Raw genomic sequence first — 19,667 nt, 5'->3', positions numbered from 1 at the left:
CCACGCTGGTGCGTTATCGCCGCCGATATCAACAGATTTGGGCCTCCGCGCCGATCAGAACGTGTCGGTGCCCCTCCGTAGAATTCGGGGTATGTCAGCGAGCACGCGTGAGGAGATCGTGGCGGTCCTCGACGCGTCTGACGACGCCCAGGACCAGTTGTGCGAGTTGACGTTTGATGCGCTGACGACCCCGGAGCTGCTGCGGGTGGTGGAGCGCCTGGAACGCCGGGAACGCCGCTCCCGATCAGTGCGTCACGCGCTGATCAACCAACTGCGCGCCCAGGCCAGCGAGGACGACCTTGGCGGCAAACTCCCCGCGGCGTTGGCCGAGCGGCTGCGCATCACCAAAACCGAAGCCCACCGCTGGATCGCCGAGGCCGAGGACCTCGGAGACCGCCGCGCGCTAACCGGGGAACCACTGCCGCCCAAGCTCACCGCGACCGCCGCCGCCCAACGCGACGGCCTGATCGGCGACGCGCACATCCGGGTGATCCGTGACTTTGTTGCCCATCTGCCCGCCGCGGTGGACCCCGGCACCCGCGTGGCCGCCGAGAAAGATCTGGCCGGCAAAGCCGGCGACTTCCGCCCCGACCAGGTGGCCAAGTACGCCCATGAGTTGATGGCGTTGCTGCACCCCGATGGCGACTACTCCGATGAGGAATGCGCCCGCAAACGCGGCCTCATCCTCGGTCGACAGGAATACGACGGTATGTCGCGCCTCAGCGGCCTGATCACCCCCGAACTGCGGGCGTTGATCGAAGCGGCCTGGGCCAAACTCGCCGCCCCCGGGGCATGCCATCCCGACGACGACAACCCAGTCTTGGAGCCCGATCCCGAGCGCCGCGATACCCGCAGCCAATGCCAACGCCAGCATGACGCGCTGGTCGCCGGCCTCCGCGCGCTGTTGGCCTCCGGGGACCTGGGCAGCCACAACGGGCTGCCGGTGTCCATCGTGGTCACCACCACGCTGAAGGATCTGGAAGCCGCCGCCGGGCGGGCCCGCACCGGCGGGGGCACCCGAGTACCCATGTCGCAGCTGATCCGCTGGGCCGCCACGTCGCATCACTATCTCGCGGTGTTCGACCAGGCCAAGCCCTTGGCGCTGTTTCACACCAAACGGTTCGCCTCGCTGGCGCAGCGACTGATGTTGCTGGCTAAGAACGGTGGCTGCACGAAGCCGGGTTGCGACGCCCCGGCCTATCACAGCCAGGCGCATCACGTTTCGGGCTGGAGGAACACCCACTGCACCGACATCCACGATCTGACCCTGGCCTGCGGCGTCGATAACCGTCTCGCCGAAGAAGGCTGGACGACCCGCAAGAACGCAAAAGGCGACACCGAATGGATCCCGCCGGCCCACCTCGATCACGGCCAACCGCGGGTCAACACCTTTCATCATCCCGAGAAACTCTTCGCACCCGACGACGACGAACCCGATTGACGGGGTCGGACAGCCTTCGGGCACCTCCCGCGGCGAATCCGCCCGCGCGCACACCAACTTCGAGCCAACCCGGCGGGCATTGGTGCGATCCCCGCACGCGTCCACCCCATGCTCTGCTCGACCGGCGGTAGCGCGCCGTACTCGTCGGGATCAGCCTGACCCCCGACGAACTTACGGGCGCGACCACTTAACGACGCGCGACGGCAAGCCATCAGCGGCGTGGGTCGTGCGCAATCACGTTGCGCCGCATGGCTTTCCGATCAAGTCTTGTCGGAGCCCTTGGCGGCCGCCCGCTCGCGCTCGGATCGTACCGGCTGCCGACCGGGTAGCTGCCCGTCGGACAGCAGTTTGCGCAGCTCCTTCTTGTCGAACTTGCCGACGCTGGTTTTGGGAACCTCGACGATATAGGCGTATTCGTCGGGGAGCTGCCACTTGGCGAACTGAGCCTTGAGGTGTTCGTTGAGCGCTTCAGGCGTTGCCCGTTCGGCTACTCGTTGTGTTCGAGCCCGCTCGACCGGCAGCGATGGAAGGTGGGCGTCCTGCTCGATCCGAACGGCCGCGGCGGATCCAAGCACGTTCATCACGAACTGCACAAGGGCGCCAGGATCCAAGTCCGCGGTCCCCGCAACCATTTCCCTTTCCAGAGGGCGAATCGATACCAGTTCATCGCCGGAGGCACCGGCATCACACCGATGCTGCCGATGATCGAGGCGGCTGAAGCGGACGGCGCCGACTGGCACCTGATGTATGGCGGGCGACAGCGATCATCGATGGCCTTCGTGGACGAACTCTCGAAATACGGTGAGCGGGTGACGATCTGGCCCCTGAACGAGCAGGGTATGCCCGACCTTGCCAGCGTCCTCGGCAGCCCGCGTGACGACACCCTGGTGTACTGCTGCGGGCCCGAAGGCTTGCTCAGCGCCGTCGAACAGTTCTGCCAGTCCTGGCCGAAAGACGCGCTGCACATCGAACGATTCGCGGCCAAGCCAGATGCGCACACGCCGTCCGAAGCAGCCCTCGACAACTTCCAGGTCCTATGCCAGCGCTCCGGCATCACCATCGACGTCGGGCCAGGCGAATCAATCCTCGAGTCGATCAAGGCGAAGGGGGTCAGCATGCTGGCGTCGTGTATGGAAGGCATCTGCGGTACGTGCGAGGTGGCGGTGCTGGAAGGCAGCCCCGATCACCGCGATTCGGTGCTCGACGATGACGATCTTGATGCCCTTGGAGTAGGTGCGGGTGTCCAGCTGGGCGTTCACGGTCAACCCGGACCGGATAGTGGTCACCGCAATGGTGTTGACGATGACCTCGTGGCTTTGAAGCGGCCGCCCACGCCGGTTCATCGAGATGTGCGAGAACAGCCGATGCTCGATCTTGTTCCAGTTTGAGGCTCCGGGCGGCAGGTGGCAGGTCATCAGCTGGGGCCTCGGCGACTCCCGGGCACCGATGTGTCCGCGAGGCACGGCCATGCCGACAGTGATGCATCATGATGCGATTGCCGCTATTATCGGATTCGTGCGGACAACAGTGGTGATTGACAGCGATGTCGCCGGCGAGATCGAGCGCCTTCGCCGCGAGGGGATGGGCCTGAGCGAGGCCCTGAATCTGCTGGCGCGCAGAGGGATGACCCGGGGGGCCCCACCCAAGTCGGTTGTGTACAAGCATCGGACCTCGCGTATCGGCCTGAAAGTAGACGTCACGAACGTCGCCGACGTGCTCGATCTGCTCGACGATGATCGTTGACGCGAATTTGCTGCTGTATGCCGTCGACGAGAGCAGCGCCCATAACGTCGCCGCCGCGTCCTGGCTAGAAGAAGTGCTTGCCGGCGATAGCCGAGTCGGCTTGCCCTGGCAGACAATCGGTGCGTTCTTGCGAATCGCTACCCATCCAAGAGTCGCTGAGAATCCGTTGTCCGGCCCCGCCGCTTGGAGATACGTAGCGGAGTGGCTCGCCGTCCCAGTGGTGTGGATCCCACCCGCGACCGAGACCACAGCGCGGGTCTACGCGAGACTGTCCGAACAAGTCGAGATCACGGGTAATCTCGTGCCAGATGCCCAACTAGCCGCGCTCGCGGTCGAACACGGGGTCGAATTAGCTTCTGCCGACACAGATTTCATGCGGTTTCCCGGACTTCGCTGGATGAACCCGCTGAGTGCATAGCTGCCCGCCAGATAAGCGGGTTTGCGCGTCGATGGTCGCGGTCGGGTCCTCGCCGTGTTCTGGCACCGGCCCGCCCAGCGCCTCGCGCACGTCGGCCGCGTCAACCCGGGCGCTCACCGGCCGCCCGTCGAGGGTTTCGAGGAATGCTTTTGCGTGCTGCGCGGCGGCGTCCAGGGCGGCAGTGCGATTGGGCATGGACTGCAACACTAGCTACTTCGACCTGAAAGGCCCGAAGCTGGGCTGAGTGATCGAATCCGAGACCTCCCGACACAGCGACTCATAACCCAGCCGGTAGCGAAACTTCAAGAACATCAACCGCAGGTAGATCTCCATCGGCGTGGACGGCCGCCCTATCCGTGGATCGAAGAACGCCACGAACGGCGCGAAAAACGCCGGATCGTCCAACAGCGCATCCACCCGAGCCAGCTCTCGGGCAGCCGCTGCAACTCTTCAGGCAGGATCGACTCCCACAACGAGCATGATCGCCTACAGTACGAAACACGATGGCCTCAATCCCTTCCGCAACAAGGACATTGAGGCCACCTTCCCAGCTAAACCCAATCCGCCCCGGATCAACGCGCCGACTTTTCAGGTCAAAGTAGCTCGCGCTAGCGGACCTCGATGATGGCGTTCGACAACACCGGCGTGCCGCGGTCCTTGCAGAGCGCTTCGACGAACACCGCCTCGGGCTCCTGCCACATCCGGACGGTGATCGTTTCGCCGGGGAATACCACTCCGGCGAATCGGGCGGTAGCGTCCGACACGGCCGACATCTCCGTCTAGTGCCGAGTCGACCACCGCCTTCAAGACCATCCCGTAGCTGCACAGGCCGTGCAGGATGGGCTGATCGAAACCGCCTTTGCGGGCAAACTCGGGGTCGGCATGGATCGGGTTCATGTCACCGGAGAGGCGATACAGCAGCGCCTGTTGGGGCAGGGTGCGGCAGTCGATCTCCAAGTCCGGCTGCCGTGCCGGTGGAGCCGGAAGCGGTGATGCGGAACGGGCGCCGTCGCCGTCGCCGTCGCAGTCGCCGAACCCGCCCTCGCCTCGAATGAACGCGCTGAACTGGTTGACCACCAGAGGCAGGTCGCTGCGGGCGTCGCGGGTGACCGTCTCGAGCACCACCAGCGCCGCCTTGCCCTTGTCCACGATGTTGCGGATCCTTGCCGACGTTCCAACGACGCCGTTGACGGGCAGAGGTCCGTACAGTTCCATCTCCTGCTCGCCGTGCAGGAGCTTGCTCAGGTCGACGTCCATGCCAGGCAGCTTCAGCATGTCGAACAACATCGGGGAGGCCGGAATCACCCCGAATGACGGCAGAACTTTGAGTTGGCCTTCAAATGTATAGGCAAGCTCCGCCGGATCGGTGTGCGGAACGCCGGCGCCCAGGCCCAGGTGGTAGAGGATGACATCGGTCGCGCTCCACGAGCCCTGCCGCTCCGCGAGTTCTGCGCCGAGGACCGAATCGACATCGATAGGCATGGCATCAACCGCGGGATTGCTTGAAGACGAACGTGCCGGGGGCAGGGTCAAGCGGCGTGTACCGACTGTTGCCGAGTCGGACTGGCGCTTTTGCCTTCTCCCCAGCCCGCTCAGCGAGCCACGGCGCCCAGTCCTGCCACCAGGTGCCCTTGTGTCGCTGCGCGGACCGCAGCCATTCCTCCGGTGTCGGGCACGACTCGTCGCCGATGCGGTAAGTCGATTTCGGGTTCCCCGGAGGGTGGATGACGGCCGCGATGTGGCCACTCGTCGACAGAACGAAACGTGTTTTGCCAGACAACATTTCGACGCTGCGGTAGCAACTCGGCCAAGGCGTGAGGTGATCGGTTTCACCCGCGGCGATATAGGCGTCGCAGGCGATGCGGGGCTGCCCTACTACCTGGCGAGCATGGCCATCCGCGTTGTCACCATTGCACCCGGCCTGTTCAAGACGCCCATGCTGGCGTCGTTGCCCGAACAGGCGCAACAGTCGCTGGGCGCTGCAGTGCCGCATCCGAGCCGACTTGGCAACCCCGGCGAGTACGCCGCACTGGCCGTCCACATCGTCGAGAACCCCATGCTCAACGGCGAAGTCATTCGCCTCGACGGCGCGATCCGGATGGCGCCGCGATGAACGTCGCCGAGAAGAGCCAAGGAGAACCGATGACTGCGCCCGCCATCGCCCAATGGCTCGAGTTCATGGAGCACGGAAAGATGGACGTCCTCGACAATTTGCTCGCCGCAGATGCTGTCTTCTACTCCCCAGCTGTATTCGCCCCGCAAGAGGGTCGGGCGAAGGTAGCCGGGTACTTGCGCGCCGCAGAACTCATGTTCTGCGACGCCGACTTCCGCTATGTCGCACAGCGGTTCGACGATCGCTGCGCAGTTCTGGAATTCACCGCGAATCTCGAAGGCGTGCATATCGAAGGCGTCGACATCATCCACTGGAACGACGAGGACAAGATCACCTCTTTCAAGGTGCTGGTGCGCCCGCTAAAGGCGATCCAAGTTGTCGTCCCCAAGATGGGCGAGCTGTTAGCGCGGGACGAACGGCAATGAAGGTCGTTTCGCTGCTCGACAGGCCATCCGGGACAGCTAGTCCAACTGTGGAGCATCGAACGCCGCAGATTAGTAAGGAGGCAACGAATGCAAATCTCAGCCGCGGTGGTGCCAGAAGTGGGCGCGCCGTTCACTCTCACCGAGGTCGAACTTCAAGACCCAGCGCCTGATGAGGTGCTAATCGAGATCGCCGGAGCCGGCATCTGTCACACCGACATCGCTGTGCAGCACGGGCAATTGCCGTTCCCGCTGCCCGGCATCCTGGGCCATGAGGGCAGTGGAACCGTGGTGCAGGTCGGCGCCGACGTGAAGTCGCTCGCCGTCGGTGATCAGGTCGCAGTCAGCTTTAACAGCTGCGGCGCATGCCCCACTTGCGCGACAGGTGAACCCGCCTATTGTCACGACTTTCTCGCATACAACTTCGGCGGAGTGCGCCCCGACGGATCCTCAGGGTTAGCCTCTGCCGGAACAACATTGGGGGCCAACTTCTTCGGCCAGTCATCGTTGGCGACGCACGCGCTGGCTCACGAACGAAACGTGGTGAAGCTACCATCGGGTACCCCGGTCGAACTCGTGGGACCGCTCGGATGCGGCATCCAGACCGGGGCCGGCGCAGTGATGAATTCGCTTGACGTCCAACCCGGATCGACGGTGGTAGTGGCCGGCGCGGGGGCGGTCGGCCTGTCCGCGGTGCTGGCGGCCGTGGTGCGCGAGGCCACGTCCATCATCGCAATCGATCTGCACGAGAGCAGGCGGAAGCTGGCCATCGATCTCGGCGCCACCCATGCTATCGACCCGAACGCTGGCCCTCTGGCCGACCAGATTAGAGAGATCTCACCGGCGGGCGCCGGTTACGCGATTGACACTACGGCGGTGCCGCCCGTCACCGAGCAGCTGCTTGCCTGCCTTGGCGTGCGGGGCAAGCTGGGGTTGCTGGGCGTGCCCGCCAGTCCGGAGGCCGTCTTTTCGGTTGGGCTATTTGAGCCACCCCTGCTCGGCCTCACTATCCGAGGCATCATCGAAGGCGACGCCGACCCGCAGACATTCATCCCCTACCTGCTCGATCTGCATCGTCAGGGCAAGTTCCCGTTCGACAAGCTGATCACCACGATGCCGCTGGCCCAGATCAACGAGGCGGTGCAGGCACAGCACCGCGGCGAGATCCTCAAAGCCGTGCTGACTCCGTGATTAGAGTTGCGCAATGACCGAATACGAGGCCATCGTCCTTGAGTCATCCGGGCCGATTGCCCGCATCACCTTGAATCGCCCCGATGCCGCCAACGCGATGAATGACACACTGCTCCGCGAGCTTGCTGATGCGGCCAAGCGCTGCGATCGCGGTGCCACCAGGGTTGTCGTCCTCACCGGTGCTGGACGATTCTTCAGCGCCGGCGGAGACCTCAGGGCGATGGCATCGTCATCGAGCACGCCCGGCGACTACGTCAAGGCGATCGCCGACGATCTGCACCGCGCCATCTCCACGTTCGCCCGGATGGACGCGGTACTGATCACCGCCGTCAACGGGGTTGCGGCTGGAGCCGGTTTCAGTCTGGCGGTGACGGGCGACCTGGTGCTTGCGGCAGAGTCGGCGTCGTTCACGATGGCTTACACCACAGCCGGTTTGAGCCCCGACGGCAGCTCGTCGTTCTATCTGCCCCGGCTCATCGGCGTCCGCAGGACGCAGGAGCTGATGTTGACCAATCGAGCACTGTCCGCCACTGAGGCGTTGGCTTGGGGCTTGGTGACAGAAGTCGCCGAGAGTACGGAGCTGGCTGCCCGCACGGATGCGCTCGCGGAGAAGGTCGCCTCTGGCGCGAGGCAATCCGCGTCAGCGGTGAAGAAGCTGGTGTTGACGTCGTTCAAAACCGGCCTCGAGGAACAGATGGAGTTGGAGGGTCGACTCATCGCCGAATGCGCCGATTCCCCCGACGGAAACGAGGGCATCAACGCGTTTCTCGAAAAGCGCCGACCGCAGTTCGCGCACTAAGCGCAGAGCGACTGGACCAAATCTCCACGCAAGGAAACCGGCTGCAGCTGCTGTCGAGTCGGGACCGAAGATCTGGCCAACACAGCGGCACCGACTGGTTCAGCGCTACTCCGACGCCGGCGCCGCCGAACTGCTCGTGCCCACCGTGCCCGCGTTCGCCGCGTCAAAGACCGCGACACGGGCGGACCGGCTCGCACCACGCGACCTCTGGGATCCCTGAACAGCACCGACGTGTGGGCGCTGCCGTCTTTGCGGCTGCGCACTCGAAGCGTCGCCATGCAGGCAAAATACGTCTGATGTTGACCGCAATTGACGGGAAAATCGCCAAAACGCCGTGACCTGCGGTTTCTCTGTGGAGCTAAGGGGACTCGAACCCCTGACCCCCACACTGCCAGTGTGGTGCGCTACCAGCTGCGCCATAGCCCCGAGATGTCGTGCCCATCGAAGCTACACCACCGCCGGGAACCGTTCAAAGTCCCAGGCCACGACACCTACCCGATGACCTGATTGACGACCTCCCGCGCGGTCTTCTGCACCTCGGCCAGATGCTCGGGTCCGCGGAAGGACTCCGCGTAGATCTTGTAGACGTCTTCGGTGCCGGACGGCCGGGCGGCAAACCATGCGTTGGCCGTCGTCACCTTGAGTCCACCCAGCGGCGCACCGTTGCCCGGGGCGTCAGTCAGCTTGGCGGTGATCGGCTCGCCCGCCAACTCGGTGGCGCTCACCTGGTCGGCCGACAACTTGGCCAGGCGCGCTTTCTGCTCCCGATCGGCGGGCGCGTCGACCCGCGCGTACGTCGGCGCACCGTATTCGGCAGCCAGCGCCTGGTACCGCTGCGACGGCGTGGCACCGGTGACGGCCAGGATCTCGGCGGCCAGCAAAGCCATGATGATGCCGTCCTTGTCGGTGGTCCACACCGAGCCGTCGCGGCGCAGAAACGACGCCCCCGCGGATTCCTCGCCACCGAACCCGATGGTGCCGTTGATCAGGCCGTCGACGAACCACTTGAACCCGACCGGCACCTCGACGAGCCGACGGCCCAGCCCGGCGACCACCCGGTCGATGATCGACGAGCTGACCGCCGTCTTGCCGACGGCGATGCCCGCCGGCCAGGACGGCCGGTGGGTGTAGAGGTACTCGATCGCCACGGCCAGGAAGTGGTTGGGATTGAGCAGGCCCTCGTCGGGGGTGACGATGCCGTGCCGGTCGGCGTCGGCGTCGTTGCCGGTAGCGATCTGGTAGCGGTCCGGGGTGCCGATCATCGTTGCGATGAGCCCAGCCATCGCATCCGGTGAGCTGCAGTCCATCCGGATCTTGCCGTCGTGGTCGAGCGTCATGAACCGCCAGGTCGCATCGACCAGCGGATTGACCACGGTCAGCTCCAGCCGGTGGCGCTCGGCGATCTCGGCCCAATAATCCACACTGGCCCCACCCAGCGGGTCGGCGCCGATCCGGACTCCGGCCTCGCGGATCGCGGCGATATCGACCACGTTGGGCAGATCGTCCACATAGGCGCCCAGATAGTCGTGGCGCTGGGCTGCGCGCAGCGCCCGCGCGAACGGCACCCGCTGCACCGCGGAGCCGCCGTCACGCAGAATCTCGTTGGCGCGCTTGGCTATTGCGTTGGTGACTGCGGTGTCGGCCGGGCCGCCGTGGGGCGGGTTGTACTTGAAGCCGCCATCGGGCGGCGGGTTGTGCGACGGTGTCACGACAATGCCGTCAGCCAGTGCCTCGGTGCGGCCCCGGTTGTAGGTCACGATCGCATGGCTGATCGCCGGCGTCGGCGTGTAGCGGTCGCGGCTGTCGACGACGGCCACAACGTCATTGCCGGCCAGCACTTCCAGCGCCGACACCCAGGCCGGCTCCGAAAGTCCATGGGTGTCGCGGCCGATGAACAACGGTCCGGTGGTGCCCTGCTGCGCGCGGTATTCCACGATGGCCTGGCTGATCGCCAGAATGTGGTTCTGGTTGAAGGCACCGTCCAGCGCCGAGCCGCGGTGCCCGGAGGTGCCGAAGACCACCTGCTGCGCGACGTCGTCGGGATCGGGTTCGAGTGTGTAATACGCCGTCACCAGGTGCGGCAGATCGACGAGGTCTTCAGGCTGGGCCGGCTGTCCGGCTCGCGGGTGGGCCACCATGGCACCAATTCTGCCCATAGCGCCATTGCTCGCGGACCGCCAGGCTTTACGCTGCGAAGCGCACCATCGGCACACCGGAAGGACTCGACCAGTGGCACGCCACGACTACCGGGAGTTGGCCGCGATCTTCGCCGGCGGAGCGCTGGGCGCGCTGGCCCGTGCGGCACTGGCCACCCTCGCGGTCCCGGACCCGGCCCGGTGGCCATGGCCGACGTTTACCGTCAACATCGTCGGCGCTTTCCTGGTGGGCTACTTCACCACCCGGCTGCTGGAACGGCTGCCGTTGTCCAGCTACCGGCGTCCGCTACTGGGCACCGGTTTGTGCGGTGGCCTGACCACGTTCTCGACGATGCAGGTCGAGACGGTCAGGATGCTCGAACACGGCCATTGGGTCCTGGCCGTCGCCTACACCGTCGTCAGCATCGTGCTCGGATTGCTGGCGGTCCAGCTGGCCACGGTCGTGGTGCGCCGGGTGCGGGTGCGCGGATGATCTCGGTCGCCGTCTGGCTTGGCGTGATGGTCATCGGGGGCATCGGGTCGGTATCGCGTTTCCTGGTGGACCGTGCCGTCGCCCGCCGGACGGCGCGGGCATTTCCCTACGGCACGCTGGTGGTGAACATCAGCGGTGCCGCGTTGCTGGGGTTCCTCGGCGGCCTGACGTTACCCAAAGATGTTGCGCTGCTGGCTGGCACGGCGTTCGTCGGCGCGTACACCACCTTCTCCACCTGGATGCTGGAAACCCAGCGGCTCAGTGAGGACCGCCAGCTGCGGGTGGCATTGGCCAATATCGCCGTCAGCGTCATACTCGGCTTGGCGGCGGCGCTGCTGGGCCAATGGATTGCGGAGCAGATATGAGCGAACAAAGCCTGAAGTTGACCGCTTACTTCGGCGAGCGGCAACGCGCGGTCGGCACCAAGCGGTTTCTGGCCGACGCGATGCTGGATCTGTTCGGCGAGCACGGCGTCGCAACGAGCGTGATGATGCGCGGTACCACGGGCTTTGGACCCAAGCACGAGCTGCGCTGCGACCGAACGCTGAGCCTGTCCGAGGATCCTCCGGTCACCATTGTCGCCGTCGACGTCGCGTCGAAGATCCGGGGTCTGGTCGACCATGTGACAGCGATAACCGACCGCGGCTTGGTGACGCTGGAACGCGCCCGGCTGGTCACCCGGCACAGCGGCGCCGACGCGCTGGGCGAGCTGGAAAACCACAACGGCGATGCCGCCAAGCTCACCGTCTACGTCGGCCGTCAGGTGCGGGTCGACGGAACCGCTGCCGGCTATGCCGTTTGCGAACTGCTGTATCGGCACGGATTCGCCGGAGCCACAGTGCTTCTCGGTGTCGACGGCACGGCATACGGCGAACGTTTCCGGGCGCGCTTCTTCGGCCGCAACGTCAATGTTCCATTGATGATCATTGCCATCGGTTCGGTTCCGCAGGTGTCGGCCGCCGCTGTCGACCTCGCCGGCCTCGTGCCCAACCCGCTGCTGACCATCGAACGGGTGAGGCTGTGCAAACGCGACGGCGAGCTGTTGGGCCGCCCACAACAGCTGCCGCCGACCGATGACCAGGGACGCAACCTGTGGCAGAAGCTGATGGTGCACACCGCCGAGGCGACCCACCATGAGGGCCTGCCGATCCACCGCGCGCTGGTTTACCGATTGATGCAGTCGCAGACGGCGCGGGGCGCGACTGCCCTGCGTGGTGTCTGGGGTTTCCACGGCGACCATAAACCGCACGGGGACAAGCTTTTCCAGCTCGCTCGGAAGGTGCCGGTGACCACCATCATCGTCGATACGCCGGAGGCTATCGCGCGCAGCTTCGATATCGTGGACGAGCTGACTGCCCGCCACGGGCTGGTCACCAGCGAGATGGTCCCGGCGGCGGTGTCCTTGACGGGGTCTTCGGGACCGCCGGGATCGCCCCGAGCGGCCGAAACGCCGCTGGCGCAGTACAACTACTGACCGTCGACCGTCACTGCTTTCGAAGGGCCGGCACGTCGTCAAGGGTCCGCGGCAGCACGTAGAGCGCTACCCGCCGATTTGCCAGTTCGTGTTCGCCGAGGAAGACGCAACCGCCGTTCTGACAGAAATGGCGTATCCCTTTGCTTCGATAGTCCGGGTCGAAAATTATTCGGCGACATTGTGGTTCGGCATTGAGCACGCTGGCCACGAAGTGCGGAAGCAGGAGCTGGGCGACGCCCAGGGTGATGATATTCGGATCTGCGGTGGCGGCGTGGATCCCCAGATCGTAGGGATCGGCCTCGTACAGAGTCGAGATCAAATCTTTTGCAGCCCAGTACAATTCAAGGTAGCCGTGATATTGGCCGTCCAGGCTACCGACGAACGGCCGCGAGTAGTTGCCGTCGAGCTGTGCCCGCAGATACCGCTGCCATCGCGACGCCGGCCACACGCGTTCCCACGCTCTGGCCAAGTGCGGCCTGCTCATCCACTCGGCGATCATCTCCGCATCGGTATCCGGATCCGCCAGCCGGAACGCGTACGGCGAGGGCACCGCCGGCGTGGGCGGCGGCGGGACGTTACGGACCTCGTCGGTGAGATCGGTCAGTTGGCGCGGGAAAAGCGCGTCGGCTTCGCTCATGTCAACCCGGAAGCCTACCTACTGCGCCGGTTGCGGACAGCCATTTGTCGGCCAGCGCCGAAACCCAGCCCGCTACCGCGCCGGCAGCCGCCGGCGGCGCCTGGACCAGCACCAGCTCATCGACGCCCAGTTCGGCCAGGGCCTCGACGTCGCCGACCCGGGGGTTGCGCAGAGCCACGGCCAGTGACAGCTCGCCACGGTCGCGACCCGACTCGGCGCACAGCTGCTCGAGCGTGACAACCCGTTCGCGCACCGCGTCAATACCATCAAGGTTGAACCCGTACCAGCCGTCGGCCCAGGCCGCGACCCGCCGCATCGCGGCGTCGCTGTTGCCCCCGACCACGATCGGGATGCGGCGATCACGGACCGGCTTGGGATTGACCCGGACGCGGTCGAATGTGACGAAGTCTCCGCTGAACGACGCCACATCGTCGCGCCACAACGTGCGCATCGCGGCGACGTATTCGGCGGTGCGCGCCGCGCGACGCTCGAAGGGCACTCCGAGCGCTTCGAACTCCTCCCTGAACCATCCGACGCCGACGCCGAGTACCAGTCGTCCGCCGCTCAGCCGATCCAGGCTCGCCGCCTGCTTGGCCACCACCACCGGATTGTGCTCGGGCAGCAGCAACACCCCGGTAGCGACCGCTATCCGCGACGAGGCGGCGGCGGCGAACGCAAGCGCGATCATCGGGTCCAGCCAATCCGCCTGGGCCGGAACCGCAATGACGCCGTCGTCGGAATAGGGATACCGGGACGCGGGCCGGTCCACCATCACGACATGTTCGCCGGCCCACAGGGTGGCGAAACCGGCGTTGTCCGCCGCGGATGCGACGGCGTCAATCACCGTCCGGTCGGCGCCGGAACCGATCCCCAACGCGTGCAATCCCAGCCGCATCCGACGATCGTCTCATGCCGGTCAGCCACTCTTGAGCAGCTTCGCCAGGACCGCCGCATGACTGCCGTCGATTTCGCGCGTGGCGGTGACCAGGGTGATGGGCCCACTCGCGGCGAGCTTCCGCAGTTCGGCCAGTGCTGGGCTGCCGGACAGTTCCGCTTCGTAGCGCGCCTCGAATTCGTCGAACCGCTCCCGCCGGTGGTGGTACCACTCACGCAGTTCCTTCGACGGGGCGACATCCTTGCGCCAGATACCCACTCGCGGATCGTCTTTGCGGATTCCCCGCGGCCAGATGCCGTCGACCAGGATGCGTTGGCCGTCGTCGGGACCGGGCTCCTCATAGATCCGCGTCACTCGAATCCGGCGCTTGGTGACCATGGCGTCAGTGATACAGCAGATTGGTGTGCTGGCTGCAGTAGCTGTTGACGGCAGCGAGCACGGTCGACCTCGCCTCCTGCTGAGTGAAGTTGCCAGGACCGCCGACGAGTCTGTTGACCGTCGCCTGGTACGTCTGCGGGTTGGGGCTCTGGTCGAGCATCGCGCAGGTGGTGTGGGCCTCGGCGATCATCGTCTGCGGCGAGACCCGGCCCTGGTAGTTCACTCCGTTCTCCGAAAGCAACTTCGTGTAATAGGAATCCTCGGTACTGAGCGGATCGGCTTGGGCCACCGGGAAGGCCACCGGGAAGGCCACCGGCAAGGTCACCGGACAGGTCAGAGCCAGGCCCACCAACGGTACCGCAAACGTTTGTGCAGGCCTCATGATCAGCCTCCCGATGAGTGTCATCAGCACCGATGTCAGCAGGACCAACGCTACGCCGGAACTTCACAGTCATGACGGCCGCACGTCGACGTCGATCATCTCCGGCCGAACGTCATCTGCAGTCGGTCGGGGAGCCCTGTTATGATCGAACGTATGTTCGATTCGATGATCGACCCCAGCGCCGACCAAGCGACCTTGATCGAGCGCATCGCCGAGCTGGAGAGGGTCAAATCGGCGGCTGCAGCGGGCCAGGCCCGAGCGGCGGCCGCCCTGGACAGGGCACGCCGGGCCGCCGAAGCTGCCGCCGGCATGCCCGCCGAGCGGCGCGGACGTGGCGTGGCCAACGAGGTCGCGCTGGCGCGACGAGACTCACCGGCCCGCGGCGCCCGGCATCTCGACTTTGCGAAGGCTCTGGTGGACGAGATGCCGCACACTCTCGCCGCGCTGGAGCGCGGGGCCCTGTCGGAATGGCGGGCCACCCTGATCGTGCGGGAGAGCGCCTGTCTGGACGTGGCAGATCGGCGCACGCTGGACGCCGAGTTGTGTGGTGACCCGGCGAACCTCGATGGGCTGGGCGATGCGCGGGTGGCCGCGGCCGCCAAGGCGATCGCCTGCCGGCTGGACCCGCATGCCGTCGCCGACCGGGCGGCCACGGCCGCCGAGGAACGCAGGGTCACCATCCGACCCGCACCCGACACCATGTCGTATGTGACCGCGCTGCTCCCGGTAGCCCAGGGCGTGTCGGTGTATGCGGCGCTGTGCCGTGAAGCTGACGCGTGCCGCGACGGGCGCCCACGCGGACAGGTCATGGCAGACACCCTGGTAGAGCGGGTCACCGGCCGGGCCGCGACGGTTCCGGCGCCGATCGCGGTCAACCTGGTCCTGTCCGACGAGACGCTGCTCGGCGCTGACAGCGCCCCGGCGGATGTCTGCGGCTATGGCCCCATCCCCGCGGCTGTGGCCCGCGCGATGGTCGCGGACACCGTCGCTGATCCACGCTCGAGGGCAACGCTGCGCAGGCTCTACGCCCATCCGCGGAGCGGAGCGCTGGTCGCTATGGAGTCACGTTCGCGGCTGTTTCCTCGCGGGCTGGCCGCCTTCATCGAGTTGCGGGATCAGCGGTGCCGAACGCCCTACTGCGACGCGCCGATCCGACACCGCGACCATGCCCGGCCGTGGGCCGAAGGCGGTGCGACCACCGCGAATAACGGGCTCGGCTCCTGCGAGCGCTGCAACTACGCCAAGCAAGCCCCTGGCTGGCAGGTGACAACGAACGACGAAAACCACACGCACACAGCGGAATTCACCACCCCAACGGGTAAGCGATACCGGTCCGGGGCGCCACCGCGGATACCGCCGATCACGGTCAGCGACGTCGAGGTCCGCATCGGCATCGCGCTCGCTCGGCACGCCGCCTAATAGTGGCCCAATAGTGGCCTAATAGTGATAGGTGTCCGTCGGGGCGGGCATGTGAACCCGTTCGTCCTCGAACTCCGAGACCTCGATGCCGTAGGCGCGGGCCAGGTCGAGGATCTTGGTGGCCCGAGCAATGCGCGGCAGATCGGAGCCGTTGCGGATCTCTCCGCCGTCGCGCTGAAACTCGGCGAAAAATTCTTTGGCCCAGCCGATTTCGTCTTGCGACGGGGACAATCCCTCGTTCACCACGGCGCATTGTTCGGGCGACAGGCAGATCTTGCCGGTCATGCCGAATTCGACGGAGACGGCCGTGGCCTCGATGAGCTTGAGCGGGTTGGTGCCGATGGTCGGCCCGTCGATGGCACTGGGCAGGTTGGCGGCCTTGGCGGCGATGGTGAACCGTGATCGGGCGTAGGCCAGAGTGGTCGGATCTTCGCCGAAACCGGTGTCGCGGCGGAAATCGCCGATGCCGAAGGCCAGCCGGAAGGTGCCTTTTGCCGAGGCGATCTCGGTGATGCGCTCCAGGCCGCGGGCCGTTTCGACCAGCGCCACGATCGGCACGTTCGGCAGTCGCAGCGTGGTCTCGGTGACATGGTCCACCGATTCCACCATCGCCAGCATCACGCCGCCGATCGACGTGCCGGCCAGCGCGGCTATGTCGTCCGCCCACCACGGGGTGCCGAAGCCGTTGATACGAACCCAGTCGCCGTTTCCGGCGCCCAGCCAGCGCACCACGTTGTCGCGGGCGGTCGGCTTGTCTTTGGGCGCCACGGCATCCTCGATGTCGAGGACGACGATGTCGGCGCGAGAATGCGCCGCGGACTGGAATCGCTCGCCGTGCGCGCCGTTGACCAACAGCCAGCTTCGGGCGAGAACGGGATCGATGCGTGAACCGATGTCATCGGGATCCGTAGCGGCGCCGTCGACCTGGTCGTACATTGCGTGTTCAGTGGTCATCATCATTTCCGTGGGTGTAGCGCGGTTACCTAAACCTCCCTAAACCGTAGCCTCATCGCGAACCGCGACGTTCGTGGCCCGCGGTCAGCCGGAACAGGGCGCGGTCCAGGGTCGGCAAGATCTCGGTGATGGCGATTTCGCCGGCCGTGAATCGCGCCACCAGGCCGTAGGCCAGGTTGGACACGATCGGGGGCAGATCTGCGACGAGGTCGGGGTCGGCCTCGTCGAGCACGGCCATCGCGGCGGGCACAACGGCGTCGAGACCCCGGCTCACCAGTCGCTGACCACCGGGGGCGGACCGCGCACGGTAATAGGCCCGCAGCATGTCCGGGTGACGCTCCCAGGGTTCGAAAATCGTCCGGAACACGCGCATCAGTCCGTCGTAGATGGATTCGTCCGGGCCGGGTTGCTGCGTGGCCAGACCGGCGTAGCGGTTCTCGTCCATCCAGCGCTCGAGCGCCGCCAGGATCAGCGCGTCTCGGGTTGGATAACGCTTGTAGATGGTGGCCAGTGAGGTCCGCGCGCGCCGGGCCACCTCCCGCAGCTGGACGGCGTCGTAGCCACCGGTCTCCAGGATGTCGACGACCACTTCCAGGATGGGATCGAGGCTGCGGTCGTGCGGGCGCTCCGGGTCGCCGGTCACCACCACCACCCTTGCCCTCGCTCGGTAACATCGTTACCGTACCGGGTGTAACAACGTTACTCAACGAGGAGGCACGATGGCCGGCCGAGTCGACGACAAGGTCGCGTTTGTCACCGGCGCGGCCCGCGGCCAGGGCCGCAGTCACGCCGTGCGACTCGCGCAGGAAGGCGCCGACATCATCGCGGTCGACATCTGCCAACCGATCGAGAACTCGGCGGCACCACCTGCGACACCCGAAGACCTCGCGGAGACGGCCGACCTCGTCAAGGCCCAGGACCGGCGGATCGTCACCGCCGAAGTCGACGTCCGCGATTACGACTCGCTCAAGGCCGCCGTCGACGGCGGGGTCGAGCAACTCGGCCGGCTGGACATCGTCGTCGCCAACGCCGGCATCGGCACCGTGGGCGTCCGGCTGGACCGCATGGACGAAGGCCTGTGGCAGCAAATGATCGACGTCAACCTCAGCGGCGTCTGGAAGTCGGTGAAAGCCGCGGTGCCCCATCTTGATTCGGGCGCATCAATTGTCTTGACCAGCTCGGTCGCCGGACTCAAGGCATATCCACACACCGGGCACTACGTCGCGGCCAAACACGGGGTCGTCGGGCTGATGCGGTCCTTCGCTGTCGAGCTGGGTCCGCGAAACATCCGCGTCAACTCGGTACACCCGACACACGTGAACACGCCATTGTTGATCAACGACAACACTTTTCGCCTGTTCCGGCCCGACTTGGAAAATCCGGGCCTCGACGACTTTGCCCCGATCTGCCGGACCTTCCACATCCTGCCAATCCCCTGGGTCACCGCCGCGGACATCACCAACGCGGTCCTGTTCCTGGCGTCTGCCGAATCGCGCTACATCACCGGCGTCGCGCTGCCCGTCGACGCGGGCAGCTGCCTGAAGTAGGACCAGCACATGAAAACCGGGCTCTACTACGACCCTTACGACGTCAACATCGCCGCCGACCCCTACCCCACCTACGCCCGCCTGCGCGACGAGGCGCCGATCTATTACAACGAGCGCTACAACTTCTGGGCGCTGTCACGCCACGCCGACGTCGAGAAGGCGCTGTCGGATTGGGAGACGTTCTCCAACAGCCGAAGCGACATTCTCGAACTGATCCAGTCCAAGTTCGACATGCCTCCCGGCGTGATGATGTTCCAGGACCCGCCCGCACACACGAGGCTGCGCGGCGTCATGTCGCGGGTCTTCACCCCGCGCCGGATGGCCGAACTCGAAGACCAGATCCGGGCCTACTGCGTGCGTTGCCTGGATCCGCTGGTCGGCTCGGACGGCTTTGACATCATCGCCAACCTCGCGTCGATGATGCCGATGCGCGTCATCGGCATGCTGCTGGGCATCCCCGAAGGCGACCAGATCAGTGTCCGGGACGCCAACGACGCCAACCTGCGCACCAAACCCGGTACGCCGATGAAGGTGGCCGATCCGGACGCGATCGCCGACGGCCGCATCTACGCCGACTACGTCGACTGGCGCGCCAAGAACCCCTCCGACGACCTGATGACCGCGCTGCTCAACGTCGAGTTCGAAGACGAAAACGGCGTCACCAGAAAGCTCACCCGCAACGAGGTGCTGCATTACACCCAGGTCGTCGCCGGCGCCGGCAACGAAACCACCGGACGACTGATCGGCTGGCTGGCCAAGGTGCTCGCCGAGCATCCCAACCAACGCCGCGAAGTCGCGCAGGACCGTTCGCTGTTGACCCGCACGGTCGACGAGACGTTGCGCTACGAGCCGACCGGACCCCATGTCGCGCGCTATACCCTTCGCGAGTTCGAGTGCTACGACACCACGGTGCCCGCCCACAGCGCTGTCCTGCTGCTCTTCGGCGCCGCCAACCGAGACCCGTTGCGCTACCGGGATCCCGACACGTTCGACATCCACCGCGACAACATCTCCCACCTCACGTTCGGCAAAGGCGTGCACTACTGCCTCGGCGCGAACCTGGCACGGCTGGAAGGCAGGGTCGCCCTCGACGAATTGCTCAACCGGTGGCCCGAATGGGACGTCGACTACGACAGCCTCAAGCTCGCGCCGACCTCCACCGTTCGCGGCTGGGAGCGGCTGCGCATCCTGCTACCCTGAGCCCGCGCGAACCGGGTCTGCGTCAA

The 19,667-nt window shown here is 65.8% G+C and carries 22 protein-coding genes, 1 tRNA gene and 4 pseudogenes; 14 read left to right on the top strand and 13 right to left on the bottom strand.

Annotated elements, in window-relative coordinates:
* The first annotated feature begins 91 nt into the window (after positions 1-91).
* Complete coding sequence (locus MKAN_RS21785) at positions 92-1,441, top strand: HNH endonuclease signature motif containing protein (RefSeq protein WP_023372034.1); 1,350 nt, start codon at positions 92-94, stop codon at positions 1,439-1,441.
* Positions 1,442-1,701: 260 nt separating this feature from the next.
* Here MKAN_RS21785 and MKAN_RS33100 read toward each other — a convergent pair whose 3' ends face one another.
* Complete coding sequence (locus MKAN_RS33100) at positions 1,702-2,073, bottom strand: O-succinylbenzoic acid-CoA ligase family protein (RefSeq protein WP_023372033.1); 372 nt, start codon at positions 2,071-2,073, stop codon at positions 1,702-1,704.
* Positions 2,074-2,133: 60 nt separating this feature from the next.
* On the opposite strand from MKAN_RS33100, the pseudogene MKAN_RS32200 reads away from it, so the two are divergent.
* Positions 2,134-2,604 (top strand): annotated as a pseudogene (locus MKAN_RS32200) (flavin reductase family protein); the annotation flags it as partial.
* Here MKAN_RS32200 and MKAN_RS32195 read toward each other — a convergent pair.
* Positions 2,521-2,850 (bottom strand): annotated as a pseudogene (locus tag MKAN_RS32195) (ISAzo13-like element transposase-related protein); the annotation flags it as partial. The pseudogenes MKAN_RS32200 and MKAN_RS32195 sit on opposite strands and share 84 nt — an antisense overlap.
* 58 nt (positions 2,851-2,908) lie before the next feature.
* Here MKAN_RS32195 and MKAN_RS21775 point away from each other — a divergent pair.
* Together MKAN_RS21775 and MKAN_RS21770 are read left to right on the top strand one after the other, a co-directional pair.
* Positions 2,909-3,184, top strand: a complete 276-nt coding sequence (locus MKAN_RS21775) for a hypothetical protein (protein WP_023372031.1) — start codon at positions 2,909-2,911, stop codon at positions 3,182-3,184.
* A complete protein-coding gene (locus MKAN_RS21770) occupies positions 3,174-3,602 on the top strand; it encodes a TA system VapC family ribonuclease toxin (RefSeq protein ID WP_023372030.1) in 429 nt (142 codons plus the stop codon). The genes MKAN_RS21775 and MKAN_RS21770 overlap by 11 nt, the downstream gene beginning before the upstream one ends.
* On the opposite strand, the gene MKAN_RS31335 is transcribed toward MKAN_RS21770, so the two are convergent.
* The 3 genes and pseudogenes from MKAN_RS31335 to MKAN_RS21760 all read right to left on the bottom strand — a co-directional run bounded on the left by MKAN_RS31335 (position 3,534) and on the right by MKAN_RS21760 (position 5,084).
* The gene (locus tag MKAN_RS31335; RefSeq protein ID WP_080674121.1) at positions 3,534-3,797 is read right to left on the bottom strand and encodes a hypothetical protein; all 264 of its coding nucleotides are present in this window, start codon (positions 3,795-3,797) and stop codon (positions 3,534-3,536) included. The genes MKAN_RS21770 and MKAN_RS31335 overlap by 69 nt on opposite strands.
* A gap of 36 nt (positions 3,798-3,833) precedes the next feature.
* A pseudogene (locus tag MKAN_RS21765) lies at positions 3,834-4,104 on the bottom strand (transposase); the annotation flags it as partial.
* Between the two features lie 86 nt (positions 4,105-4,190).
* Positions 4,191-5,084, bottom strand: a complete 894-nt coding sequence (locus MKAN_RS21760) for a MaoC/PaaZ C-terminal domain-containing protein (RefSeq protein ID WP_023372027.1) — start codon at positions 5,082-5,084, stop codon at positions 4,191-4,193.
* Positions 5,085-5,481: 397 nt separating this feature from the next.
* Between MKAN_RS21760 and MKAN_RS21755 the strand changes: the two are divergent.
* The 4 genes and pseudogenes from MKAN_RS21755 to MKAN_RS21740 form a co-directional block, all read left to right on the top strand.
* Positions 5,482-5,715: pseudogene (locus MKAN_RS21755) on the top strand (3-hydroxyacyl-CoA dehydrogenase); the annotation flags it as partial.
* Between the two features lie 29 nt (positions 5,716-5,744).
* Positions 5,745-6,140, top strand: a complete 396-nt coding sequence (locus tag MKAN_RS21750; protein ID WP_036391834.1) for a nuclear transport factor 2 family protein — start codon at positions 5,745-5,747, stop codon at positions 6,138-6,140.
* An 87-nt stretch (positions 6,141-6,227) separates the two neighbouring features.
* Positions 6,228-7,328: an NAD(P)-dependent alcohol dehydrogenase gene (locus MKAN_RS21745; RefSeq protein WP_023372024.1), complete on the top strand. Its 1,101-nt coding sequence runs from the start codon at positions 6,228-6,230 to the stop codon at positions 7,326-7,328.
* A 13-nt stretch (positions 7,329-7,341) separates the two neighbouring features.
* Positions 7,342-8,127 (top strand): enoyl-CoA hydratase/isomerase family protein, encoded by a 786-nt coding sequence (locus MKAN_RS21740; protein ID WP_023372023.1) that lies wholly within the window; start codon positions 7,342-7,344, stop codon positions 8,125-8,127.
* 353 nt (positions 8,128-8,480) lie between these two features.
* Here MKAN_RS21740 and MKAN_RS21735 read toward each other — a convergent pair.
* Positions 8,481-8,553, bottom strand: a tRNA-Ala gene (locus MKAN_RS21735).
* A 65-nt stretch (positions 8,554-8,618) separates the two neighbouring features.
* A complete protein-coding gene (pgm, locus tag MKAN_RS21730) occupies positions 8,619-10,265 on the bottom strand; it encodes a phosphoglucomutase (alpha-D-glucose-1,6-bisphosphate-dependent) (protein WP_023372022.1) in 1,647 nt (548 codons plus the stop codon).
* Between the two features lie 91 nt (positions 10,266-10,356).
* Here pgm and crcB (MKAN_RS21725) point away from each other — a divergent pair, with 91 nt between their 5' ends.
* From crcB (MKAN_RS21725) to MKAN_RS21715, 3 genes are read left to right on the top strand one after another with little or no spacing between them, the layout of a single operon-like run.
* Positions 10,357-10,755 (top strand): fluoride efflux transporter CrcB, encoded by a 399-nt coding sequence (gene crcB / locus MKAN_RS21725; RefSeq protein ID WP_023372021.1) that lies wholly within the window; start codon positions 10,357-10,359, stop codon positions 10,753-10,755.
* Positions 10,752-11,120 carry a fluoride efflux transporter CrcB gene (crcB, locus tag MKAN_RS21720; protein ID WP_023372020.1) on the top strand — a complete coding sequence of 123 codons (369 nt, stop codon included), beginning with the start codon at positions 10,752-10,754 and terminating at the stop codon, positions 11,118-11,120. Before crcB (MKAN_RS21725) ends, crcB (MKAN_RS21720) begins: the two co-directional genes overlap by 4 nt.
* On the top strand, positions 11,117-12,229 hold the full coding sequence (locus tag MKAN_RS21715; RefSeq protein WP_023372019.1) for a DUF190 domain-containing protein: 1,113 nt from the start codon (positions 11,117-11,119) through the stop codon (positions 12,227-12,229). Before crcB (MKAN_RS21720) ends, MKAN_RS21715 begins: the two co-directional genes overlap by 4 nt.
* A 10-nt stretch (positions 12,230-12,239) precedes the next feature.
* On the opposite strand, the gene MKAN_RS21710 is transcribed toward MKAN_RS21715, so the two are convergent.
* Genes MKAN_RS21710 through MKAN_RS21695 form a run of 4 tightly spaced genes read right to left on the bottom strand, consistent with a single transcriptional unit; the run spans position 12,240 to position 14,521 of the window.
* Positions 12,240-12,866 (bottom strand): GNAT family N-acetyltransferase, encoded by a 627-nt coding sequence (locus MKAN_RS21710; protein ID WP_023372018.1) that lies wholly within the window; start codon positions 12,864-12,866, stop codon positions 12,240-12,242.
* 1 nt (position 12,867) lies between these two features.
* Positions 12,868-13,761 carry an LLM class F420-dependent oxidoreductase gene (locus MKAN_RS21705; protein ID WP_023372017.1) on the bottom strand — a complete coding sequence of 298 codons (894 nt, stop codon included), beginning with the start codon at positions 13,759-13,761 and terminating at the stop codon, positions 12,868-12,870.
* A 21-nt stretch (positions 13,762-13,782) separates the two neighbouring features.
* Positions 13,783-14,139 (bottom strand): DUF488 domain-containing protein, encoded by a 357-nt coding sequence (locus tag MKAN_RS21700; RefSeq protein ID WP_023372016.1) that lies wholly within the window; start codon positions 14,137-14,139, stop codon positions 13,783-13,785.
* 4 nt (positions 14,140-14,143) lie between these two features.
* Positions 14,144-14,521: a DUF732 domain-containing protein gene (locus MKAN_RS21695; RefSeq protein ID WP_160937453.1), complete on the bottom strand. Its 378-nt coding sequence runs from the start codon at positions 14,519-14,521 to the stop codon at positions 14,144-14,146.
* Positions 14,522-14,674: 153 nt separating this feature from the next.
* On the opposite strand from MKAN_RS21695, the gene MKAN_RS21690 reads away from it, so the two are divergent.
* Complete coding sequence (locus MKAN_RS21690) at positions 14,675-15,940, top strand: HNH endonuclease (RefSeq protein ID WP_036391831.1); 1,266 nt, start codon at positions 14,675-14,677, stop codon at positions 15,938-15,940.
* Between the two features lie 18 nt (positions 15,941-15,958).
* Here the strand turns inward: MKAN_RS21690 and MKAN_RS21685 are convergent, their stop codons facing one another.
* Together MKAN_RS21685 and MKAN_RS21680 are read right to left on the bottom strand one after the other, a co-directional pair.
* Complete coding sequence (locus MKAN_RS21685) at positions 15,959-16,876, bottom strand: HpcH/HpaI aldolase/citrate lyase family protein (protein ID WP_036391233.1); 918 nt, start codon at positions 16,874-16,876, stop codon at positions 15,959-15,961.
* Between the two features lie 70 nt (positions 16,877-16,946).
* On the bottom strand, positions 16,947-17,537 hold the full coding sequence (locus MKAN_RS21680) for a TetR/AcrR family transcriptional regulator (RefSeq protein ID WP_165800731.1): 591 nt from the start codon (positions 17,535-17,537) through the stop codon (positions 16,947-16,949).
* A 76-nt stretch (positions 17,538-17,613) separates the two neighbouring features.
* Between MKAN_RS21680 and MKAN_RS21675 the strand changes: the two genes are divergently transcribed.
* Both MKAN_RS21675 and MKAN_RS21670 read left to right on the top strand, forming a co-directional pair.
* Positions 17,614-18,441, top strand: coding sequence for a mycofactocin-coupled SDR family oxidoreductase (locus tag MKAN_RS21675; protein WP_023372011.1), 828 nt, complete (start codon positions 17,614-17,616; stop codon positions 18,439-18,441).
* A 9-nt stretch (positions 18,442-18,450) separates the two neighbouring features.
* Positions 18,451-19,641: a cytochrome P450 gene (locus tag MKAN_RS21670; RefSeq protein WP_023372010.1), complete on the top strand. Its 1,191-nt coding sequence runs from the start codon at positions 18,451-18,453 to the stop codon at positions 19,639-19,641.
* Positions 19,642-19,667 lie beyond the last annotated feature (26 nt).

Origin of the sequence: Mycobacterium kansasii ATCC 12478, assembly GCF_000157895.3 — a bacterium.
Classification (GTDB): domain Bacteria; phylum Actinomycetota; class Actinomycetes; order Mycobacteriales; family Mycobacteriaceae; genus Mycobacterium; species Mycobacterium kansasii.
The sequence above is the reverse complement of the archived record's forward strand: the minus strand, read 5'-3'. Positions and strand labels throughout refer to the sequence as shown.

Bases quoted from the DNA above. Each gene is read 5' to 3' on its own strand.
- MKAN_RS21785 (WP_023372034.1), top strand. From the start codon at position 92: ATGTCAGCGAGCACGCGTGAGGAGATCGTGGCGGTCCTCGACGCGTCT.
- MKAN_RS33100 (WP_023372033.1), bottom strand. From the start codon at position 2,073: ATGGTTGCGGGGACCGCGGACTTGGATCCTGGCGCCCTTGTGCAGTTC.
- MKAN_RS21775 (WP_023372031.1), top strand. From the start codon at position 2,909: ATGCCGACAGTGATGCATCATGATGCGATTGCCGCTATTATCGGATTC.
- MKAN_RS21770 (WP_023372030.1), top strand. From the start codon at position 3,174: ATGATCGTTGACGCGAATTTGCTGCTGTATGCCGTCGACGAGAGCAGC.
- MKAN_RS31335 (WP_080674121.1), bottom strand. From the start codon at position 3,797: ATGCCCAATCGCACTGCCGCCCTGGACGCCGCCGCGCAGCACGCAAAA.
- MKAN_RS21760 (WP_023372027.1), bottom strand. From the start codon at position 5,084: ATGCCTATCGATGTCGATTCGGTCCTCGGCGCAGAACTCGCGGAGCGG.
- MKAN_RS21750 (WP_036391834.1), top strand. From the start codon at position 5,745: ATGACTGCGCCCGCCATCGCCCAATGGCTCGAGTTCATGGAGCACGGA.
- MKAN_RS21745 (WP_023372024.1), top strand. From the start codon at position 6,228: ATGCAAATCTCAGCCGCGGTGGTGCCAGAAGTGGGCGCGCCGTTCACT.
- MKAN_RS21740 (WP_023372023.1), top strand. From the start codon at position 7,342: ATGACCGAATACGAGGCCATCGTCCTTGAGTCATCCGGGCCGATTGCC.
- pgm (WP_023372022.1), bottom strand. From the start codon at position 10,265: ATGGTGGCCCACCCGCGAGCCGGACAGCCGGCCCAGCCTGAAGACCTC.
- crcB (WP_023372020.1), top strand. From the start codon at position 10,752: ATGATCTCGGTCGCCGTCTGGCTTGGCGTGATGGTCATCGGGGGCATC.
- MKAN_RS21715 (WP_023372019.1), top strand. From the start codon at position 11,117: ATGAGCGAACAAAGCCTGAAGTTGACCGCTTACTTCGGCGAGCGGCAA.
- MKAN_RS21710 (WP_023372018.1), bottom strand. From the start codon at position 12,866: ATGAGCGAAGCCGACGCGCTTTTCCCGCGCCAACTGACCGATCTCACC.
- MKAN_RS21705 (WP_023372017.1), bottom strand. From the start codon at position 13,761: ATGCGGCTGGGATTGCACGCGTTGGGGATCGGTTCCGGCGCCGACCGG.
- MKAN_RS21700 (WP_023372016.1), bottom strand. From the start codon at position 14,139: ATGGTCACCAAGCGCCGGATTCGAGTGACGCGGATCTATGAGGAGCCC.
- MKAN_RS21695 (WP_160937453.1), bottom strand. From the start codon at position 14,521: ATGAGGCCTGCACAAACGTTTGCGGTACCGTTGGTGGGCCTGGCTCTG.
- MKAN_RS21690 (WP_036391831.1), top strand. From the start codon at position 14,675: ATGTTCGATTCGATGATCGACCCCAGCGCCGACCAAGCGACCTTGATC.
- MKAN_RS21685 (WP_036391233.1), bottom strand. From the start codon at position 16,876: ATGTACGACCAGGTCGACGGCGCCGCTACGGATCCCGATGACATCGGT.
- MKAN_RS21675 (WP_023372011.1), top strand. From the start codon at position 17,614: ATGGCCGGCCGAGTCGACGACAAGGTCGCGTTTGTCACCGGCGCGGCC.
- MKAN_RS21670 (WP_023372010.1), top strand. From the start codon at position 18,451: ATGAAAACCGGGCTCTACTACGACCCTTACGACGTCAACATCGCCGCC.